Source organism: Cellulomonas sp. WB94 (assembly GCF_003115775.1).
Lineage (GTDB): Bacteria > Actinomycetota > Actinomycetes > Actinomycetales > Cellulomonadaceae > Cellulomonas_A.
Genome location: NZ_QEES01000005.1, coordinates 13,103 through 32,553, shown reverse-complemented (window position 1 = coordinate 32,553; position 19,451 = coordinate 13,103). Strand labels below are relative to the sequence as shown.

Genomic DNA, 19,451 nt, shown 5'->3' with positions numbered 1-19,451 from the left:
CCCCCCAACAACCTCACCCCGCGCCAAACGGCGGCGGGGTCTCACCCATGCCCGGAGGCGCACCCTCATGCTCGACTGGCTCACCTACGACGGCCTGTCCATGCAGCAGTTTTTCAACCCGGACGTGCTCGCGTGGAAGCGGGCCCCGTCGATCATGGTCCTGCACTCCACGGAGGGCGCCGGCTTCCCGTCGCCTGCCACGTACGGCAACGGCCGCCGGGCACCCCACTTCACGGTGCACCCGCGGGCTCGTCAGGCGCGGCAGCACTACCCGCTGACGCAGGCCGCGTGGGCGCTGGTCGCCCCAGCTGACGGCACGCACACGAACACGGGCGGTGCCATCCAGCTCGAGATCGTCGGCACGTGCGACCCTCGCAACGGCGTCCTCCCGTCGGTGCTCACCCTGGACGACGGCGACCTCGGCTACCTGGCCGGGCTGCTGCGGGTCATCTCCGACGCCGCCGGCATCCCGCTGGTGACGTCCGTCGACTGGCGACCGTACCCGGAGTCATACGGTGCCAACGGTGTGCGGCTGAGCCGGGCGCAGTGGGAGGCGTACGTCGGGGTGCTGGGACACCAGCACGTGCCCGGCAACACGCACGGTGACCCAGGCTCGCTGAACATCGGCAGGCTGCTCGAGCTGGCGGCCGGTTCGGTGACCGTCGTGTCCAACCCTGTGACACCTCCGCCGCCGCCGCCGGAGCCGCCGGCGCCTCCCGCTCCCACCGGCCTGGTGGTGGACGGCATCTGGGGCGACCTGACCACGAAGGCCCTGCAGCGGGCGCTGGGTGTGACCGACGACGGCATCATCGGCCCGATCACCCGGAAGGCCCTGCAGCGGCGCATCGGCGTCACCGCGGACGGCATCTGGGGTCCGATCACGCACAAGGCGCTGCAGCGTCACCTGGGTGTGACGGCGGACGGGATCTGGGGACCGATCACGGTCAAGGCCCTGCAGGACCGCCTGAACGCGGGGTCGTTCTGATGGCCGGCGAGCACTGCACGTCCAGCTGCCGCACCCGCGACCACGAGTCGTTCGGTGAGTGCGTCCGGTCGAAGCGCGTGAACGCCATGTGGCTGGGCGGCGAGCAGCCGTCCGCCACCGACCAGAAGCGGTTCGACCGCACCAACCAGGAGTTCCGGCAGGCGGTGAAGGACGGGCTCAACCCGACCTCCGTGTCTGACCGTGCCATCCACGCCGCCTACGAGCAAGCATCTGGGGGTTCCTGATGGCCGTGACGCTGGGTCAGCTGGTGGGTGGCATCCGGTTCAAGCTGTCCGGGCTGGGCGCCGTGGAGGACACGTCCACTGAGCTGCGGATCCCGATGCCGATCGACGCCACCACCATGTCGGTGGACGACGCCAACGGGTTCTCCCGCGGCGTGGCGGAGGTTGACTTCGAGCTGGTTCGGGTGCGAGCGGTGGACGTGGGCGCCCGTCTGATCACGCTGCCGTCGTACGGCCGCGGCTACAAGGGCTCGACGGCGACGGCACACGCGCAGGGCGCGGAGGTCACGTTTAACCCGATGTGGCCGAAGTCGACGGTGGCTGGGGCGATCAACGGCGTCCTGTTCGAGCTGTACCCGGACCTGTACGCGGTGCGCACCGCCACCACCAGCGTCCCCTTGGACGCGGGACCGGTCACGTTGCCCACCGACGCGGTGGGTGTGATCGCCGTGTGGCTGGCGTCCGACGAGGTGGCGGGCACGTGGGTGCCCACCGACCACTGGGACTTTGACCCGGACTCGCACGACGCGGGGCGCACGCTGCGCCTCCGGTACGGCGGGCTGGGTCAGGGCGTGCGGGTGCTGTACGCGGCCCGGCCGGGCACGTTCAACCTGGCGGCGACCAACCCGCTCGCCCAGGACTTCACGACGGTCACCGGCCTGAACGAACGGGTGGCGGACGTGCTGGCTCTGGGTGTGGCGTACCGGCTGGCCCCGTTCATCGACGTGGGGCGGCTGCAGGTGGCGGGCGCTGAGGTTCGGTCCGACCCGCAGTCGAAGCCGGTCGGGTCGGGTGCCGACGCCAGCAAGCTCCTGTACTCGGAGTTCAGGGCGCGCGTGCAGGCGGAGCAGTCGGTGCTGGTGAAGGAGCACCCGATCAGGGTTCACAGGACGGGGAGGTAAGCGGTGCGCTACTACTCGAGCATCGCCCAGCTGGCGGCGCTGACGACGGCCGTGGACTCCTCGGCCACCACCATGATCGTGTCCACTGTGGCCGGCTGGCCGCTCACCTGCCCGTTCACCGTGGTGGTGGACGACAGCACCCTGTCGGAGGAGATCGTCACGGTGACCGCCGTGGCAGGCACCACGCTGACGGTGGTTCGCGCGCAGGACGGGTCCGCCGGGGTGTCGCACAGCGTGGGCGCCACGGTCCGGCACATGGTGACCGCCCGGGATCTGCGGGAACCGCAGGAGCACATGGATCGCAGCGCGGAGGTGCACGGCCTGGACTACATGTCCGACGTGGTGGGCACCAACGCCATCCAGGCCCTGTCGAACAAGACGATCCACGGCGACCAGAACACCATCGACGAGATCGACCAGGCGTCGGTGATCAACCTGCTCACCGACCTCGGCAACCTGTACGGGTACACGAAGCTGGCGGGCAACACGCTGCGGGCCACTTCCTACAACGCCGGCGACGTGATCGTGCGGCCGGACGGCACCCTGTGGAAGGCGAAGGTCTACTTCATCTGCGACGGCACGTTCAACGTGGCCAACTGGGATCCGGTGGCGGTGCCCATCTTCCCGGTGACGACCCAGGCGGCGCGTGACGCGCTGCCGGCGGGCACGGCGACGAAGCCGACGTACGCGGACTGCCTGTACGACAACACGCTGCAGCGCAACGTGGGGTCCGGCTGGGTGGTGATCGCCCGCACGGGCGGGGCGTGGACCCCGTACACACCGGCGTTGGGGTCCATCACGCTCGGCAATGGGGCGGTCGTCGGGGCGTACCAGCTCGTCGGCAAGACGTTGGACTTCTCGGTCACGCTCACCTTCGGGTCGACCACGACAGGCACGATCGGTTCGCTGACGATCGGCCTGCCGGCCGGGCTCACGGTTGCGCGCGCGCAGACGGCGCCTGTCTGGATGTTCCACGTGGCGAACGGGTTCGACTACATCGGCGTTGCCCGGTTCTCCGGCGGCGCGTTCTACATCGCGAACAACGCCGGCTTCACCGTGTCGATCGGCGGTGGGAGCCCGTTTGCCTGGGGCAACGGGGACACGCTCGCGGTCTCTGGCCGCATTGAGGTTGCGTGAGGGTAGGGGGCTGACATGACGCTGTACGTGTCCGCGACCCCGGACGTCACCGAACGGCTCCCGTTCCCCATCGGCGGCATCGCGGTGTCCGCCTACCCGGAGGACGCCGGCTGGGATGTGACGTTCGGTCAGCTCGGGTTCCGGCTGCACGCCACCAAGGACACCCCGTACCGCCGGGAGACCGACCAGGTGCAGAAGCAGCAGTTCGACACCTCCGACGAGGCTGGCGAACAGTCGCTCTCGAGCTGGTGGCTGCGGTCGCAGTCCAGCTGGCACATGGGCGCCGGCATCCGGTGGTACGAGCCAGGGTCGGAGCCGGACACGAAGGACCGGTTCGCGGACTCGTGCGGTGTGGACGTGTGGACGGTCGGCCAGCTGGCGCTTCTGCGTTCCTGCGTGAAGCTCGGGCCGTTCACCGGGCCCAACTACATGTCGACCATGCGCAAGGCGGGCGTGGACGGCTACCTGCACACGTACAACAACAACGTCGGCTTCCGGGCTGACGGTGTGCTCGGCCCGTACGCGGGCACGGGCGGCTCGGGTGTCACCCAGCCGGCCATCAGCGTCGGCAAGGCGTGGCTGGGGTTCAGCGGCGGCGTCAACCGGTACGACGTGGAGACGAACGTCACCACGTTCCCGCTGACATCCGCTGTGCCCTGCCGGGCGTGGTGGGTGAAGTCGCGGCTGATCGTGGCTGCGGGTCCTGCCCTGTACGAGGTGTCTCCGACGGCGACCGGCGTGTTGCAGACGGTCGGCACGCTGCTGTACACGCACCAGGACGCGGCGTGGGTGTGGTCGGACGTGGACGAGGCCCCTGGCGCGGTGTTGGCCGCGGGTCGCGGCGCAGCCGAGTCGGCCATCTTCCGGTTCTCGGTGGAGAACGACACGACGGGTCAGCCGAAGCTGACCGGCGCCAGCCAGGTGGCGAAGATGCCGCCCGGTGAGCAGGTGCACACGATGCGCACCTACCTGGGTGCGTACATCGTGTTGGGCACCACGTCGGGTCTGCGGGTGGGCGCGATCAACGCGGCTGGCGACGTGCAGTACGGCCCGCTGACGTTCACCACCACCAACCCGGTGGTGTCCTTGGCGTTCCGGGACCGGTTCGTGTACGCGCTGGCGTCCCGCTGCCAGCCGGACGGCACCACGGGGTGCGCTCGCGTGGACCTGTCGGCGCCGGTCGGTTCGACCGGCCGGTACGCGTGGGCGTGGGATGCGACCACGGGCGGCACCGACGACGCGACGTCGATCTGCCTGTACGGCAACAAGGACCGGGTGGTCATGTCCGCCGGGGACTACTGGTACGTGCAGACGACGAACGTCCCGGTGGCGAGCGGGTGGGTGCTGGGTGGCAACATCCGGTTCCGCACCGCGGAGATGAAGGCGTTCCGATTCGCCCGCCTCAACTCGGAGGTGAACGACGGGTCGATCACGTTGACCACGATCGCCGCCGACGGCTCGGAGCACCGGGTGTACTCGTACAACACGCAGGACGCCACCACGTCCGACGTGGGCATCCAGATCCCCGGGCGGCCGACGAACCAGCACCTCGCGTTCAGGATCACGCTGACCGCGAAGCTGCCGGTCGGCCAGCCGTCCCTGTCGCCGCACGTGACCGGGTTCGCCGTGAAGGCGGTCCCGGCGGCCACCAGGATGCGTCTGGTCCAGTTCCCGGTGTCCCTGTTCGACTTCGAGGTGGGCCGCGCCGGGCAGAGGTACGGCGTGGAGGGCGGGGCGTTGGCGCGGATGCTGGCGCTCGAGGCGTTGGAGGACTCGGCCACACCCGTGTCGGTGCGCCACCTGGCGTCGGGGGATGCGTTCGTGGGGATCATCGAGTCGACCACCTTCTCGTCGGCGGCACCACCTGACCGCAGCCAGTCCGGGTTCGGCGGGGTGGGGCTGGTGACGGTGCGCAAGCTGTGACCCCGCACTGGTTCACGCGCCCGCTGGCGGCGGGCGACGTCGGCCCGGATGTGGCGGTGGTGCAGCGGAAGCTGGGCGCCGTCCCGGACGGCGTGTTCACGTCGGGCCTGGCGGCTGTGGTGCGCGGCTTCCAGGCTACGCGTGGACGGTCCGCTACCGGACAGGTGGACGAGGACACCGCCGCGGCGTTGGGGGAGGAGGCCGGGTACGGCCGGATCCCTGACTGGTACGGCACCGATCAAGGCCCTGGTGTTGTAGCGGACCTGCTGGGGGTGACGTCGCCGGACGACGTGCGCGACGCAGTGAAGCGGTTCCAGGGCAACAGCGGTCTGCCCGTGACCGGCGTGGTGGACGAGCTGACCGCACGCAAGCTGGGTGACAAGGCGGAGGGAACATGAGCAAGTTCTGGCGTGACGCGCTCGAGCGGATCGCATGGTCGACGGCGGAGGGTGCCTGCACGGGCGCTTTGGCCGGGTGGGGCGCTGCGGCGTTCACCACGGTGTCCGGTCTGCAGGCGTTCCTGACTGGCGTGGCTGTGCCCGCCGGCATGGCCCTGTTCACCGCCATCAAGGTGCTGGCGGCGAGGCGGGTCGGTGATGCCGACTCGGCGGCCATCGGGTCGGACTCGGGCAAGCACGAAGCCTGACATCTCACACAAGAAAGCCCCTCATTCCTAGCGGGATTCCGCCGGGAGTGGGGGGCTTTTCTTGCGCGCCCTTTACCGGAGCCGGTAGTCGGTGCGCTGCAGGAGGCGCCGCCGCCGGCGCTCCACCAGCGGCATGGTGAGGGCGGCCAGTCCGTGCAGGGCGAGCGCGCCCAGGACAAATGCGACGAAATCGAATTGGTTAGGCCCGGCCATTGTCGCGTTTACTACCCAGCCGGCGAACAGCGACAGCACCGTGACGCGGGCCCCGTCGCCTCTCCACCACCGCGCGAACCGGTCGGAACGGCTCTGTTGCTCCTCCACGCCCCTACCTCCCCGACGCTCACCCTCGGATGACCCTCCACGGCTTGCGACGTTGCCCGGTGAGCGAGTTGCAGCGTCGTGCCGCTACAAGTGGGCCTACTGTTCCAACGCGGCGCGTCTGCGACGAGCCTCCGCGATCTGGTCGTCGGGCACCGGCGTGAACATGTCGTGGTGCTCGCCGGCCTGGTGCAGCCGGGCCACTGGCGTGGCGCACTCGTTGCACAGGTCCAGGCTCCGGGACACTCCGGCGTGCGTTATTCGCCACTGGGTGACCGGTCGGTCTTTTCCGCAACTATCACAAACTGTGACGGTTAGTCGACGAACACCCATTTCAGCCAGCGACCTTTCGTATTGCGGCCGCCTTCACCGCGGCCGGGAACATGACCTCCCCGCGCAGCATAGTGTCGCGGGCGGTCCTGTCAGCGTCCAAACCGATGTACAGCTCGGTGGTGGAGATCTGCGAGTGGTGCAGCATCGCCTGCACGTGCCGTAGCGCTCGGTCCACACCCATCTCCGACAGCGCGTCAAACCTAGCGCGCGCCGCTGATCGGCGCAGGGTGTGTACGCCTTCACGCAACGACTTGCCGTCAGCGTCGTGGGTGACGAACCCGGCCCCCACCAGGGCGGCCTGTACGGAGCGGTGCGGCGTTGAGTACGGCCGGTCCGGCATGAACCTGACCGAGGGCGCCACCCGGTACAGGCCGTCCGGCTGCCGCTGGATCTTCGACCTCTCCCAGGCGGGCACCAGGGCGTCGTTGGGCCGCAGGCTGCGAGGCGTGTGCTCCGCGTAGTACGTCATCCACCGGCGCAGCTCCGTGTCCAGCTCGGTGCAGATCGGCATGGTGTCCGCCTTGGCCGACTTGACCACCAGCACGTCCATGCTGCCCGCCGCCAGGTTGACGTCCCGGATGCGCAGCAGCCGGATCTCCGACTCGCGCAGCAGCAGGTACAGGCCCAAAGCCACCACGATGCGGTCCCGCGGGTCCGGGGCGGCGTCCAGGAGGCGGGCGAAGTCGACCACCGGCACCCGCATCCGGGTGCGCTTCGCGGACTTGTACGGGCGGCGGTTGGCGGTCGGGTCGTTGGCCGCCGCCACGTACCGGCGCTGCACGCAGAACCGGAAGAAGCCGGACACCGCGGCCAGCCGCAGGTTCAGTGTTGATGCGGACAGGCCCCGCCCGGCGCCCTCCGACATGAACGAGTCGATGTGCCGGTACGTGACGTTCTTCACCTGGATGTTGCCCACCACCTCGAGCAGCTGGTGCAGGTTGAAGTCGTCGTTGCGGACCGTGTTGGGCCGGTAGCCGGCGCTCCGCCGGGCCACCAGGTACTCGTCGATCACGTCACTCAGCATGTTCGCCATCGTGCTGCCCTCCGTTCGTACCTATGTTGTCATGCGTCACGGTACTCCTGGTGTTGTAGCGGCGCAACGCTTCGGGACAGCCAAGCCCAGTAGTCCGGTTCGGGGGCTGACCTGCAGCGACGCAGGCCCCCGTGCTGTGCGACCTTCACTTTGCCGCCTTCGCTGTGTGTCGGTCCGCAGCGCAACCACCTGCCGGACGCTCCAAGATTCTCCGTGACGACCTACCGCGCCACCCGGCGTGGATCAGCGCGTGTTACAGCGGTGCGCCGCACCACGCCAGCCAAGGCCAGTAGGTTGGCACCCGTGAGCGACGAACTGCCAACCGACACCCCCTCCACCGCCGGCGCACCGCGTGGGGCCGGTGGTCGGCTGCTGATCATCGACGGCCACTCGATGGCGTACCGGGCGTTCTTCGCCCTGCCCGTGGAGAACTTCTCGACCTCGACCGGTCAGCCCACCAACGCGGTGTACGGCTTCACGTCGATGCTCGCGAAGATCCTCGCCGACGAGGCGCCGACCCACCTCGCGGTCGCCTTCGACGTCGGGCGGACGACGTTCCGCACCGAGCAGTTCCCCGCGTACAAGGCGACCCGCGACGAGTCGCCGCTGCCGTTCCGCGGGCAGGTGCCGCTCATCAAGGAGATCCTCGCCACGATGCGGGTGCCGGTCCTCGAGAAGGAGAACTACGAGGCCGACGACATCCTCGCGACCCTGACGACCCAGGCGCACGCCCGCGGCATGGAGGTGCTCGTCTGCTCGGGCGACCGGGACACGCTCCAGCTCGTCAACGAGTCGGTCACGGTCCTGTACCCGGTCCGGGGGGTCTCGGAGCTCACCCGGATGACTCCCGAGGCCGTCCGAGCGAAGTACAGCGTCGAACCCTGGCAGTACCCGGACATCGCCGCGCTCGTCGGGGAGACGAGCGACAACCTGCCGGGCGTGCCCGGGGTCGGGCCCAAGACCGCGGCCAAGTGGATCGCGACCTACGGCGGGCTCGCCGGGATCGTCGCGGCCGTCGACCAGATCCCCGGCAAGGCCGGGGAGTCGCTGCGAGCCCACCTCGACCAGGTCATCCTCAACCGGCGGATCAACCACCTCCTGACCGACCTGGAGCTGCCGCTCGGTCCGGCCGACCTCGCGCTGCAGCCCTGGGACCGGGAGGCCATGCACCGCGTCTTCGACTCGCTGCAGTTCACGACCCTGCGCGAGCGGCTCTTCGCGGCGTTCCCCGACGAGACCGCGCCGCTCGTCGAGGGGACCGACGTGCGGCTCGAGCAGCTCGGCGCGGACGACCTGGGCCCGTGGTTGACCGCCCGGGCCGGTCGCACGCTCGGCCTCGACGTGCGGGGCAGCGTCCGTCCGGCCTGCGGCGAAGCCTGGGCGATCGCGATCGCGGACGACGCGGGTGTTGCCGTCGCGCTCGACCTCACCTCGATCGGCCCGGACAACGAGCTGGCGCTCGCGGCCTGGCTCGCCGACCCGGCCGCCCCGAAGTCGGTGCACGCAGCCAAGGGTGCGTGGCACGCGCTCGCCGGGCGCGGCCTCTCCCTCGCGGGGGTGGTCTTCGACACCGAGCTCGCGGCGTACCTGTGCCACCCGGACCAGCGCGCCTACGACCTGCCGAACCTCGTCACCCGCTACCTGCACCGTGAGCTCGGCTCCGCCGCGGGCACCGAGGAGGCGGGCACGCAGGGGGCGTTCGACCTGGAGCTCGACGGCTCGGACGAGGCGCAGCGCGCGGCGGGTCGCGCGGCCGGCGTCATCGAGCTGACCGAGGTCCTGGCGGGCGAGCTCGCGGACCGCGGCGCGGACCGACTGCTCGGCGACCTCGAGCTGCCCCTCGAGGACGTGCTGGCACGCATGGAGCAGCGCGGGATCGCCGCAGACGTCGACTACCTCACCGAGCTCGAGTCGTCGTTCGACGCGCAGGTGCAGACCGCGGCGCTCGACGCCTACGACGTCATCGGCCGGGACGTGAACCTCGGCTCTCCCAAGCAGCTCCAAGAGGTGCTCTTCGACCAGCTCGGCATGCCGAAGACGAAGAAGATCAAGACCGGCTACACGACCGACGCCGCCTCGCTGGCCGAGCTGTACGAGCGCACCGAGCACCCGTTCCTTGCGCACCTCCTCGCGCACCGGGACGCCATCCGGCTGCGGCAGACGGTCGAGGGCCTGCTGCGCTCGGTCGCCGACGACGCGCGCATCCACACGACCTTCCAGCAGACCATCGCGGCGACCGGCCGGCTGTCGTCCACGGACCCGAACCTGCAGAACATCCCCATCCGGACCGAGGCGGGCCGCCAGATCCGGCGAGCGTTCATCGTCGGGAAGGGTTACGAGACGCTCCTGACGGCCGACTACTCCCAGATCGAGATGCGCATCATGGCGCACCTGTCGGGGGATGCCGGGCTCATCGAGGCGTTCCGGTCGGGGGAGGACCTGCACAGCTATGTCGCGTCGCGGGTCTTCTCGGTCCCGACGACCGAGGTCACGCCGGCGATGCGGTCGAAGATCAAGGCGATGAGCTACGGGCTGGCCTACGGGCTGTCGTCGTTCGGCCTGTCGAAGCAGCTGAAGATCGAGGTCGGCGAGGCGGCCGCGCTCATGGACGACTACTTCTCACGGTTCGGCGGCGTGCGCACGTACCTCACCGGGGTCGTCGACGAGGCCCGGGCGACGGGGTACACCGCGACGATCCTCGGACGTCGGCGCTACCTGCCGGACCTCACGAGCGACAACCGTCAGCGCCGCGAGATGGCCGAGCGGATGGCGCTCAACGCGCCCATCCAGGGCAGCGCGGCGGACCTCATCAAGGTCGCGATGCTGGGGGTCGAGCGCGAGCTCACGACGCGCGGTCTGGCCTCCCGCATGCTGCTGCAGGTCCACGACGAGCTCGTCGTCGAGGTCGCGCCGGGGGAGCGGGACGAGGTCGAGGCGGTCCTGCGCGAGCAGATGGGCTCGGCCGCCGACCTGTCCGTGCCGCTCGACGTCTCGGTCGGCTCCGGCGCGAACTGGCACGACGCCGGGCACTGACGGCTCGTCGCGCCCCGTCGGCGGTCGTCAGCGGTGCGTGACGAAGATGGCCGTCCCGGGCAGCCGGGCACCTCGCACCGGCCCCCAGCCACCCCAGGTGCGGTCGTTGTCGCTGGGCCACTCGGGCTCGACCAGGCGGTCGAGGACGAAGCCCGCCGCCGCCAGCTCGGCGATGTGGTCGCCGAGCGTGCGGTGGTACTCGGCGTACAGCACCCGGCCGGACGCGCCGATCTCCACGTAGGGCCGACGGTCGAAGTACGAGCGGGTCGCGGTCAGGCCGCCCTCCCCGGGGTCGTCGGGGAACGCCCAGCGCACAGGGTGGGTGACGGCGAAGACCCAGCGCCCACCGGGCCGGAGCACGCGGGCGACCTCACCGTGCACGCGGTCGGCGTCGGGCACGAACGGGATGGCGCCGAACGCCGTGAACGCGACGTCGAACGACGCGTCGGCGAACGGCAGGGCACGCGCGTCGGCGTGGACGAGCGGTGTGTGCGCCCCGACCTGGGTGTCATAGCGCGCGCCGGCGGCCAGCATCCCGCCTGACACGTCGGTCGCGACGACCTGCACGCCGCGCCGCGCGAGCCAGCGCGAGCACTGGGCGGCGCCTGCACCGATCTCGAGCACGCGTGCGCCGTCGAGCTCGCCGAGCAGGTGGGCGTCCGTCTCTCGCAGTCCCTCCGGGCACCAGCAGAAGTCCGCGGGGCCGAGGAAGTCGCCGTGCTCGTCGAGGTACTCGCGGGCGTTGGCGTCCCACCAGGACCGGCCGACACGGCCGCCCTCGGCCGCCGGGACCTCGCGGTAGCCGGCGTCGGCCAGCGGGTCGACGGGCTGGCCGTGCGTGGGCTCGCTCATGCGGCCGCTCCTCGGAGGTGCGTGACGTGGTGCGTGGACGTGTGCGTGGACCGTACGTGCTTTGACCCTTCCTACGCACGGAAGATAGGGTGGACGGCGGTGCCGCGCGACTGAGAAGCGCTCTGCTCGTGGGGTCGATCCCGACCCCGCCAGCGGCTGCGTCCGCGGTGGTCGGCACCGTCAATCCAGCATGATCCCTGTCCGCACTAGATCCTGTCCGCAACGGAGCCCACCCCTACATGAGCATTTCCACCCCAGCGAAGTCCGCCACGCCGCAGGTCGCCATCAACGACATCGGCACGGCCGAGGACTTCCTTGCTGCGATCGACGCCACCATCAAGTACTTCAATGATGGCGACATCGTCTCCGGCACCATCGTCAAGGTCGACCGCGATGAGGTCCTCCTCGACATCGGTTACAAGACCGAAGGCGTCATCCCCTCCCGCGAGCTGTCCATCAAGCACGACGTGGACCCCGGCGAGGTCGTCAAGGTCGGTGACGAGGTCGAGGCGCTCGTCCTCCAGAAGGAGGACAAGGAGGGTCGGCTGATCCTGTCCAAGAAGCGCGCACAGTACGAGCGCGCCTGGGGCACGATCGAGAAGATCAAGGAAGAGGACGGCGTCGTCACCGGCACCGTCATCGAGGTCGTCAAGGGCGGCCTCATCCTCGACATCGGCCTGCGCGGCTTCCTGCCCGCGTCGCTGGTCGAGATGCGTCGGGTGCGCGACCTCCAGCCGTACGTCGGCAAGGAGATCGAGGCCAAGATCATCGAGCTCGACAAGAACCGCAACAACGTCGTCCTGTCGCGCCGTGCCTGGCTCGAGCAGACGCAGTCCGAGGTGCGCTCGACCTTCCTGCAGACGCTGCAGAAGGGCCAGGTCCGTCCGGGCGTCGTCTCCTCGATCGTCAACTTCGGTGCGTTCGTGGACCTCGGCGGCGTCGACGGGCTCGTGCACGTCTCCGAGCTGTCCTGGAAGCACATCGACCACCCCTCCGAGGTCGTCGAGGTCGGTCAGGAGGTCACCGTCGAGGTTCTCGACGTCGACTTCGACCGCGAGCGTGTCTCCCTGTCGCTCAAGGCGACGCAGGAAGACCCGTGGCAGGCCTTCGCCCGGACGCACGCCATCGGCCAGGTCGTCCCCGGCAAGGTCACGAAGCTCGTCCCCTTCGGCGCGTTCGTGCGCGTCGAGGACGGCATCGAGGGCCTCGTGCACATCTCGGAGCTGGCCGTGCGCCACGTCGAGATCCCGGAGCAGGTCGTCCAGGTCGGCGACGACGTCTTCGTCAAGGTCATCGACATCGACCTGGAGCGTCGCCGGATCTCGCTGTCGCTCAAGCAGGCGAACGAGGGCTTCGACCCGACGAGCGACGACTTCGACCCCGCGCTGTACGGCATGGCGGCGGAGTACGACGAGGCCGGGAACTACAAGTACCCCGAGGGCTTCGACCCGGCCACGAACGAGTGGCTCGAGGGCTACGAGGCTCAGCGCGAGGTGTGGGAGGCGCAGTACGCCAAGGCCCACGAGCGCTGGGAAGCCCACCGCAAGCAGGTCGCGGAGGCCGCCAAGGCGGACGCCGAGGCAGCGAGCGGCGACGGCGGCGGCGCTGTCGCGACCGCGTCCTCGTACTCCTCGGCCCCGGTCGAGGAGGCCACCGGAACCCTTGCGTCGGACGAGGCGCTGGCGGCTCTGCGCGAGAAGCTCACGGGCAACTGACTCAGCCGGGGCACGTGCTGCCCTGACGGTCGCAGGCGGGCCGGTCACCTTCGGGTGGCCGGCCCGCGGTGCGTCCGGGCCGGCTGCGATCCAGGGGAGGAGCGGCCGGGGGCGGCTCTCGGCGGGATCGGGCAGGATGAGGTTCATGCAGCGGATCGGACTGACCGGCGGGATCGCAGCAGGCAAGTCGGTGGCGGCGCAGCGGCTCACGGAGCTGGGTGCGGTGGTGATCGACGCCGACCAGCTGGCGCGCCGAGCACTCGCGCCAGGCTCCCAGGGCCTCGAGGACGTGGTCGCCGAGTTCGGGCCGTCCATCCTGACGAGCGACGGCGAGCTCGACCGGCCGGGGCTCGCGAGCATCGTCTTCGGGGACCGCGCAGCGCTCGATCGACTCAACGCGATCGTGCATCCGATCGTCCGGCGGCTCGCGGCCGAGCTGGAGGCCGCCGCTGCGACGCTCGACCCGGATGCCGTCGTGGTGCATGACATCCCGCTGCTTGTCGAGTCCGGGCAGACGGGCACGTTCCACCTGGTCGTGGTGGTGGACGCTCCTGCGGTCCTGCGCGTCGAGCGCCTCGTCGGGACACGGGAGATGTCTCGCGACGAGGCCGAGGCCCGGGTCTCGGCGCAGGCGTCGGACGCCGAGCGCCTCGAGGTCGCGGACGTCGTGCTCGACGGCACGGGCAGTGACGCCAACCTGCGCTCCCAGATCGACGACCTGTGGGCCCGGCTGGCGGCCGAGCGTGCCGCGGAGGCCGCTGCGGAGCGTCCGTGAGCGACCTGCCGTCGACGGGCCGCTCGGCGTCCCGCGGTCACCTGCAGGGCGTCCGTGTCAGACGTGCGACGTACGGTTGAGCCATGCGTCCTGTCACTGATCTGCAGCGGACCATGGCCCCGTTCGAGGTCGTGTCGGACTACACACCCTCGGGCGACCAGCCGACGGCGATCGCCGACCTGACCGCACGGATCCGCGCCGGCGAGAAGGACGTCACGCTGCTGGGCGCGACCGGGACGGGCAAGTCCGCCACCACGGCGTGGCTCATCGAGAAGCTGCAGCGCCCGACCCTGGTGATGGCACCGAACAAGACGCTCGCAGCGCAGCTGGCGACGGAGTTCCGCGAGCTGCTGCCGAACAACGCGGTCGAGTACTTCGTCTCGTACTACGACTACTACCAGCCCGAGGCGTACATCGCGCAGACGGACACCTACATCGAGAAGGACTCGTCGATCAACGACGAGGTCGAGCGGCTGCGCCACTCCGCGACGTCCTCGCTGCTGACCCGCCGCGACGTCATCGTCGTCGCCTCCGTGTCGTGCATCTACGGCCTGGGCACCCCGCAGGAGTACGTCGACCGGATGGTGCACCTGGCCGTCGGCGACCAGGTCGAGCGGGACCAGCTCCTGCGGAAGTTCGTCGGGATGCAGTACACGCGCAACGATATGGCGTTCACGCGCGGGACGTTCCGGGTGCGCGGCGACACCGTCGAGATCATCCCGGTCTACGAGGAGCTCGCGATCCGCTTCGAGTTCTTCGGCGACGAGATCGAGTCGATCCAGACGCTGCACCCGCTCACCGGTGACGTGATCCGCACCGAGAAGGAGATCCACGTCTTCCCGGCGACTCACTACGTCGCCGGGCCCGAGCGGATGGAGCGGGCGATCGGCTCGATCGAGACCGAGCTCGCGGGCCGGCTCGAGGAGTTCGAGCGGCAGGGCAAGCTGCTCGAGGCTCAGCGCCTGCGCATGCGCACGACGTACGACATCGAGATGATGCGCCAGATCGGCTCGTGCTCCGGCATCGAGAACTACTCGCGACACATCGACGGCCGCGACCCGGGCACGGCACCCAACACCCTGCTCGACTACTTCCCCGAGGACTTCCTTCTCGTCATCGACGAGTCGCACGTGACGGTGCCCCAGATCGGCGCGATGTACGAGGGCGACATGTCACGCAAGCGCAACCTCGTGGACCACGGGTTCCGCCTGCCGAGCGCGATGGACAACCGGCCGCTGCGGTGGGACGAGTTCGTGGAGCGCATCGGCCAGACCGTCTACCTCTCCGCGACGCCCGGGAGCTACGAGCTGTCGATGTCTGACGGCTTCGTCGAGCAGATCATCCGGCCCACGGGTCTCATCGACCCCGAGGTCGTGGTCAAGCCCACGAAGGGCCAGATCGACGACCTCCTCGAGGAGATCCACCTCCGGGTCGCGAAGAACGAGCGGGTGCTCGTCACGACGCTGACCAAGAAGATGTCGGAGGACCTCACCGACTACCTGCTCGAGAAGGGCGTGCGCGTCCGGTACCTGCACTCCGAGGTCGACACGCTGCGCCGGGTCGAGCTGCTGCGCGAGCTGCGGCTGGGCGAGTACGACGTGCTGGTCGGGATCAACCTGCTGCGTGAGGGGCTCGACCTGCCCGAGGTCTCGCTCGTGGCCATCCTCGACGCCGACAAGCAGGGCTTCCTGCGCTCGGCGACGTCGCTGATCCAGACCATCGGCCGTGCGGCGCGCAACGTGTCGGGCCAGGTGCACATGTACGCCGACCAGATCACCCCGGCCATGGCCCAGGCGATCGACGAGACGAACCGTCGTCGCGAGAAGCAGGTTGCCTACAACACCGCGAACGGCATCGACCCGACGCCGCTGCGCAAGCGGATCGGCGACATCACCGACATGCTCGCTCGCGAGGACGTCGACACCCAGGAGCTGCTCGCAGGCGGGTACCGGCAGGCGGGTCGAGGCAAGGCACCCGTGCCCGGGTCGGGCCCGAAGCCGACCGAGCGGAGCAGGCTCGCCGGCGTGGCGGCAGGCGACCTCGCTGGACTCATCCAGGAGCTCACGGACCAGATGCACGCGGCGGCCGCCGAGCTGCAGTTCGAGGTCGCGGCACGGCTGCGTGACGAGATCTCGGGTCTCAAGCGGGAGCTGCGCGGCATGCAGACCGCGACCGCCTAGGAGTCGACCGGGGGTCGCGCCGGGCCGTGCCGTATGCTTGCACGCGTTGGAGGGGAGTATCCCGCCACGGCGCTCTCGTCATCACGGTCGACTCAGTGGTCGGCCCGGTAGCGCCGGCTCGGTCGCGTGAGCGCCCGAGTGGGAGAGACCTCCGGTACCCAGTTCCGTACCGGAGGTAACCATGTCTGTCCCCCTGTGGGTGTGGGGCGCTACAGCTGCACTCGTCGTCGCGATCATCGTGTTCGACTTCTACGCGCACGTGCGGACCCCGCACGAACCGACCTTCCGTGAGTCCGCCCGGTGGTCGCTCTTCTACATCGCGTTCGCGCTCGTCTTCGGCGTCGGCCTCGGCATCGCCTGGGGCTGGGACCACGGCTCGGAGTACTTCGCGGGCTACGTGACCGAGAAGAGCCTGTCGGTCGACAACCTCTTCGTGTTCCTCATCATCATGACCGGCTTCGCGGTGCCGCGCGCCTACCAGCAGAAGGTCCTGCTCGTCGGAGTGGCGATCGCCCTGGTGCTGCGGACCGTCTTCATCCTGCTCGGGGCTGCCGTGATCGCGCAGTTCTCGTGGGTGTTCTACCTGTTCGGCGGCTTCCTCGTCGTCACCGGCATCAAGCTCGCCCGCCAGGACCACGACACCGGCGACGATCACGGGGCCGCGCAGCGGAGCGACGGGCTGGCGGTCCGCCTGCTCAAGAGGGTCGTCCCGACGACCGACGAGTACCACGGCGACCGGATGACGACGCGGATCGACGGCACCCGCTACCTCACGCCGATGCTCCTCGTCATGGTCGCGATCGGCAGTACGGACCTCCTGTTCGCACTCGACTCCATCCCGGCGATCTACGGGCTCACGAAGGAGCCGTACATCGTCTTCACGACGAATGCGTTCGCCCTGCTCGGCCTGCGCCAGCTGTACTTCCTGCTCGGCGGGCTGCTGACGCGCCTCGTCTACCTGTCCCAGGGCCTGGCCGTGATCCTCGGCTTCATCGGGGTCAAGCTGGTGCTCGAGGCGCTGCACACCAACGAGCTGCCGTTCGTCAACGGCGGCAGTCACGTAGCCTGGGCCCCGGAGATCCCGATCTGGCTGTCCCTGGCGGTCATCGTCGGAACCCTTGTGGTGGCGACGGTGGCAAGTCTCCTCAAGACCCGGGGCGACGCCGCGCGCGTCGCCTCCGCGGACTCAACCCCGGTGAGCTGAAAGGTCCTCGTGCACGTCTCCCTTCTCGTGTGGATCGTCTCCCTCGGCCTCTCCGGCGCCCTGCTCGTCGTGGACGTCGCCGTCGTGGGGCGCCGCCCGCACGTGCCCAGCACCGGTGAGTCCCTGCGCCACCTGGCGCTCTACATCGGGCTCGCGGTGCTGTTCGGCCTGGGTGTCTGGGGCGTGTCGGGAGCGCAGTACGCGGGGGAGTTCTACGCGGGCTGGCTCACCGAGTACTCGCTCTCGGTCGACAACCTGTTCATCTTCTTGCTGATCATGACCAAGTTCGCCGTGCCGCGGGCCTACCAGCAGACGGCACTGCTCGTGGGCATCATCCTGGCGCTCGTGTTCCGAGGGATCTTCATCGGCCTGGGCGCCGCCGTCATCGCCAACTTTGGCTGGGTGTTCTACCTCTTCGGCCTGTTCCTCGTGTGGACCGCCGTCAAGGTGGCGCGCGAGGGCGAGGCCGACGAGGAGGACTACACGCCGCCGCTGCTGCTGCGCATCGTCCAGAAGCGACTCCCGGCGACCGACGACTACCGGGGCGTGCGGCTGACCCTCGTCGAGGGTGGACGCCGGCTCGTGACCCCCATGCTCATCGTGCTGGTGGCACTCGGTGCGACCGACCTGCTGTTCGCGTTCGACTCGATCCCCGCGATCTTCGGGTTGACCCGTGAGCCGTACCTCGTCCTCATGGCCAACCTGTTCGCGCTCATGGGGCTGCGCCAGCTGTACTTCCTGATCGGGGGCCTGCTGACCCGCCTGGTGTACCTGAACATCGGGCTCGGCGTGCTGCTCGGTTTCATCGGGGTGAAGCTCGTCCTGCATGCGATGCATGAGAACGAGGTGCCGTTCATCAACGGTGGCCAGCCGGTCGGGTGGGCGCCTGAGGTGCCGATCTGGTTGTCGTTGAGCGCGATCGTCGGGATCCTCGGAGTCACCACGCTCGCGAGCCTGGCGGCGTCACGGCGCGATGCCCGTCGTGAGGCCAAGGGCGTCGTGCCGAGCGTCTGACGCAGCTCGCGTGGCGGGGCGTGGCGGCGACCCTGCGCTAGCCTCGGCGCGTGACGACCACAGCGCCCACGATCCTGGCAACCTCCGGAGGGCATGTCGCGGGGGTGCGCACATCCCTCGAGTTCGGACCCCTCGTCCGCCATGCCGTCGATCTCTCGGGGGTCACCGGTCGACCCCGGGTCTGTCATCTCGGCACGGCCGGCGGTGACCAGGCGGGCTTCCGCGGCGAGGCCGACGAGGCCGCTCGGCTCGCTGGCTTCGACCTCGCGCACCTGCGGCTCTTCACGATGCCGAACGTCGAGGACATTGAGGGGTTCCTGCTCGACCAGGACGTCGTCTGGGTCGGGGGAGGCTCCGTCGCGAACCTCCTGGCGGTGTGGCGCGTGCACGGCCTCGACCAGATCTTCCGGCGCGTCTGGGAGGCAGGCGTCGTCCTCGCCGGTGTCAGCGCCGGCTCGATCTGCTGGTACGTCGGAGGCACGACCGACTCGTTCGGCCCCGACCTGCGCGCCGTGACGAACGGCCTCGGCCTGCTGCCGTTCGGCAACGGCGTGCACTACGACTCCGAGGCGGGGCGGCGTCCGCTCGTGCACCGGCTCGTCGCCGACGGCTCCCTGCCGACGACGCACTGCACGGACGACGGTGTCGGGCTGGTGTACCGCGGGACGGAGCTCGTCGGAGCCGTCTCCGAGCGCGCGGGCAAGGGCGCCTACATCATCCGGGCAGTCGACGGCACCGCGGTCGAGGAGCGCATCGAGCCGGTTGCCCTCCCGGGGTCGCGCTGACCGGTGGGGCGCCGGCGGAGCCGATGGGCGGTGTCAGACCCCGTCGGCCCACCCGCCGAGGACGAGGTCCCACGTCCGGACCCTGGCCTCGGCGATGAGGCCGACGACCGCGAACGGGTCGGCCGCGAGCAGCGTGTCGAGAGCCGCGCGCCCGTCGACGCGGAAGACGAGCAGAGCGCCGGGAGACCCGTCGGTGTAGGGACCCGAACCGAGCAGGCGTCCGTCCTCCGCGAGCGACCCCAGGTAGGCGCGGTGACGCGCGAGCTCCTGCGTGCGGAGGTCGGGAAGGTCGTTGTACGTGTACTCGACGGCGAAGATCGACATGACGTCATCCTGCCGGATCGGGTGGGCCCGTGGCGCACCCCGGTGAGAGA

At 69.8% G+C, this 19,451-nt stretch carries 18 protein-coding genes; 14 read left to right on the top strand and 4 right to left on the bottom strand.

Annotated elements, in window-relative coordinates:
* Nucleotides 1–67: 67 nt before the first annotated feature.
* Genes DDP54_RS18235 through DDP54_RS15475 form a run of 7 tightly spaced genes read left to right on the top strand, consistent with a single transcriptional unit; the run spans nt 68 to nt 5,835 of the window.
* Entirely contained in the window at nt 68–985 is a 918-nt protein-coding gene (locus DDP54_RS18235) for a peptidoglycan-binding domain-containing protein (protein WP_158274542.1), read from the top strand.
* Complete coding sequence (locus DDP54_RS15500; RefSeq protein ID WP_109132913.1) at nt 985–1,230, top strand: hypothetical protein; 246 nt, start codon at nt 985–987, stop codon at nt 1,228–1,230. Before DDP54_RS18235 ends, DDP54_RS15500 begins: the two co-directional genes overlap by 1 nt.
* Nucleotides 1,230–2,129, top strand: a complete 900-nt coding sequence (locus DDP54_RS15495; protein ID WP_109132912.1) for a hypothetical protein — start codon at nt 1,230–1,232, stop codon at nt 2,127–2,129. Before DDP54_RS15500 ends, DDP54_RS15495 begins: the two co-directional genes overlap by 1 nt.
* 3 nt (nt 2,130–2,132) lie before the next feature.
* A complete protein-coding gene (locus DDP54_RS15490) occupies nt 2,133–3,266 on the top strand; it encodes a hypothetical protein (RefSeq protein WP_109132911.1) in 1,134 nt (377 codons plus the stop codon).
* A 15-nt stretch (nt 3,267–3,281) separates the two neighbouring features.
* Complete coding sequence (locus DDP54_RS15485) at nt 3,282–5,189, top strand: hypothetical protein (RefSeq protein ID WP_109132910.1); 1,908 nt, start codon at nt 3,282–3,284, stop codon at nt 5,187–5,189.
* Nucleotides 5,186–5,587 carry a peptidoglycan-binding protein gene (locus DDP54_RS15480; protein ID WP_109133136.1) on the top strand — a complete coding sequence of 134 codons (402 nt, stop codon included), beginning with the start codon at nt 5,186–5,188 and terminating at the stop codon, nt 5,585–5,587. Before DDP54_RS15485 ends, DDP54_RS15480 begins: the two co-directional genes overlap by 4 nt.
* Nucleotides 5,584–5,835, top strand: a complete 252-nt coding sequence (locus DDP54_RS15475; protein ID WP_109132909.1) for a hypothetical protein — start codon at nt 5,584–5,586, stop codon at nt 5,833–5,835. Before DDP54_RS15480 ends, DDP54_RS15475 begins: the two co-directional genes overlap by 4 nt.
* A 72-nt stretch (nt 5,836–5,907) precedes the next feature.
* Here the strand turns inward: DDP54_RS15475 and DDP54_RS15470 are convergent, their stop codons facing one another.
* Together DDP54_RS15470 and DDP54_RS15465 are read right to left on the bottom strand one after the other, a co-directional pair.
* Nucleotides 5,908–6,156, bottom strand: coding sequence for a hypothetical protein (locus DDP54_RS15470; protein WP_109132908.1), 249 nt, complete (start codon nt 6,154–6,156; stop codon nt 5,908–5,910).
* 331 nt (nt 6,157–6,487) lie between these two features.
* Nucleotides 6,488–7,510, bottom strand: a complete 1,023-nt coding sequence (locus DDP54_RS15465; protein ID WP_158274541.1) for a tyrosine-type recombinase/integrase — start codon at nt 7,508–7,510, stop codon at nt 6,488–6,490.
* Nucleotides 7,511–7,834: 324 nt separating this feature from the next.
* On the opposite strand from DDP54_RS15465, the gene polA reads away from it, so the two are divergent.
* A complete protein-coding gene (gene polA, locus DDP54_RS15460; protein ID WP_277949610.1) occupies nt 7,835–10,552 on the top strand; it encodes a DNA polymerase I in 2,718 nt (905 codons plus the stop codon).
* 27 nt (nt 10,553–10,579) lie between these two features.
* On the opposite strand, the gene DDP54_RS15455 is transcribed toward polA, so the two are convergent.
* A complete protein-coding gene (locus DDP54_RS15455) occupies nt 10,580–11,404 on the bottom strand; it encodes a class I SAM-dependent methyltransferase (RefSeq protein WP_109132905.1) in 825 nt (274 codons plus the stop codon).
* Between the two features lie 239 nt (nt 11,405–11,643).
* On the opposite strand from DDP54_RS15455, the gene rpsA reads away from it, so the two are divergent.
* The 6 genes from rpsA to DDP54_RS15425 all read left to right on the top strand — a co-directional run bounded on the left by rpsA (nt 11,644) and on the right by DDP54_RS15425 (nt 19,077).
* Nucleotides 11,644–13,119, top strand: coding sequence for a 30S ribosomal protein S1 (gene rpsA, locus DDP54_RS15450; RefSeq protein ID WP_109132904.1), 1,476 nt, complete (start codon nt 11,644–11,646; stop codon nt 13,117–13,119).
* Nucleotides 13,120–13,264: 145 nt separating this feature from the next.
* On the top strand, nt 13,265–13,894 hold the full coding sequence (gene coaE, locus DDP54_RS15445) for a dephospho-CoA kinase (protein ID WP_109133135.1): 630 nt from the start codon (nt 13,265–13,267) through the stop codon (nt 13,892–13,894).
* Nucleotides 13,895–13,977: 83 nt separating this feature from the next.
* On the top strand, nt 13,978–16,074 hold the full coding sequence (uvrB, locus tag DDP54_RS15440) for an excinuclease ABC subunit UvrB (protein ID WP_109132903.1): 2,097 nt from the start codon (nt 13,978–13,980) through the stop codon (nt 16,072–16,074).
* Nucleotides 16,075–16,255: 181 nt separating this feature from the next.
* On the top strand, nt 16,256–17,278 hold the full coding sequence (locus DDP54_RS15435; protein WP_109132902.1) for a TerC family protein: 1,023 nt from the start codon (nt 16,256–16,258) through the stop codon (nt 17,276–17,278).
* Between the two features lie 9 nt (nt 17,279–17,287).
* On the top strand, nt 17,288–18,292 hold the full coding sequence (locus tag DDP54_RS15430) for a TerC family protein (protein ID WP_109132901.1): 1,005 nt from the start codon (nt 17,288–17,290) through the stop codon (nt 18,290–18,292).
* Nucleotides 18,293–18,342: 50 nt separating this feature from the next.
* Nucleotides 18,343–19,077, top strand: a complete 735-nt coding sequence (locus DDP54_RS15425; protein WP_109132900.1) for a peptidase E — start codon at nt 18,343–18,345, stop codon at nt 19,075–19,077.
* 33 nt (nt 19,078–19,110) lie between these two features.
* Here DDP54_RS15425 and DDP54_RS15420 read toward each other — a convergent pair whose 3' ends face one another.
* Entirely contained in the window at nt 19,111–19,401 is a 291-nt protein-coding gene (locus tag DDP54_RS15420; protein WP_109132899.1) for a YciI family protein, read from the bottom strand.
* Nucleotides 19,402–19,451 lie beyond the last annotated feature (50 nt).

What these genes read in the sequence shown, in the direction of transcription:
- DDP54_RS18235 (WP_158274542.1), top strand. Translation starts at nt 68, where the DNA reads ATGCTCGACTGGCTCACCTACGACGGCCTGTCCATGCAGCAGTTTTTC.
- DDP54_RS15500 (WP_109132913.1), top strand. Translation starts at nt 985, where the DNA reads ATGGCCGGCGAGCACTGCACGTCCAGCTGCCGCACCCGCGACCACGAG.
- DDP54_RS15495 (WP_109132912.1), top strand. Translation starts at nt 1,230, where the DNA reads ATGGCCGTGACGCTGGGTCAGCTGGTGGGTGGCATCCGGTTCAAGCTG.
- DDP54_RS15485 (WP_109132910.1), top strand. Translation starts at nt 3,282, where the DNA reads ATGACGCTGTACGTGTCCGCGACCCCGGACGTCACCGAACGGCTCCCG.
- DDP54_RS15475 (WP_109132909.1), top strand. Translation starts at nt 5,584, where the DNA reads ATGAGCAAGTTCTGGCGTGACGCGCTCGAGCGGATCGCATGGTCGACG.
- DDP54_RS15465 (WP_158274541.1), bottom strand. Translation starts at nt 7,510, where the DNA reads ATGCTGAGTGACGTGATCGACGAGTACCTGGTGGCCCGGCGGAGCGCC.
- DDP54_RS15455 (WP_109132905.1), bottom strand. Translation starts at nt 11,404, where the DNA reads ATGAGCGAGCCCACGCACGGCCAGCCCGTCGACCCGCTGGCCGACGCC.
- rpsA (WP_109132904.1), top strand. Translation starts at nt 11,644, where the DNA reads ATGAGCATTTCCACCCCAGCGAAGTCCGCCACGCCGCAGGTCGCCATC.
- coaE (WP_109133135.1), top strand. Translation starts at nt 13,265, where the DNA reads ATGCAGCGGATCGGACTGACCGGCGGGATCGCAGCAGGCAAGTCGGTG.
- uvrB (WP_109132903.1), top strand. Translation starts at nt 13,978, where the DNA reads ATGCGTCCTGTCACTGATCTGCAGCGGACCATGGCCCCGTTCGAGGTC.
- DDP54_RS15435 (WP_109132902.1), top strand. Translation starts at nt 16,256, where the DNA reads ATGTCTGTCCCCCTGTGGGTGTGGGGCGCTACAGCTGCACTCGTCGTC.
- DDP54_RS15420 (WP_109132899.1), bottom strand. Translation starts at nt 19,401, where the DNA reads ATGTCGATCTTCGCCGTCGAGTACACGTACAACGACCTTCCCGACCTC.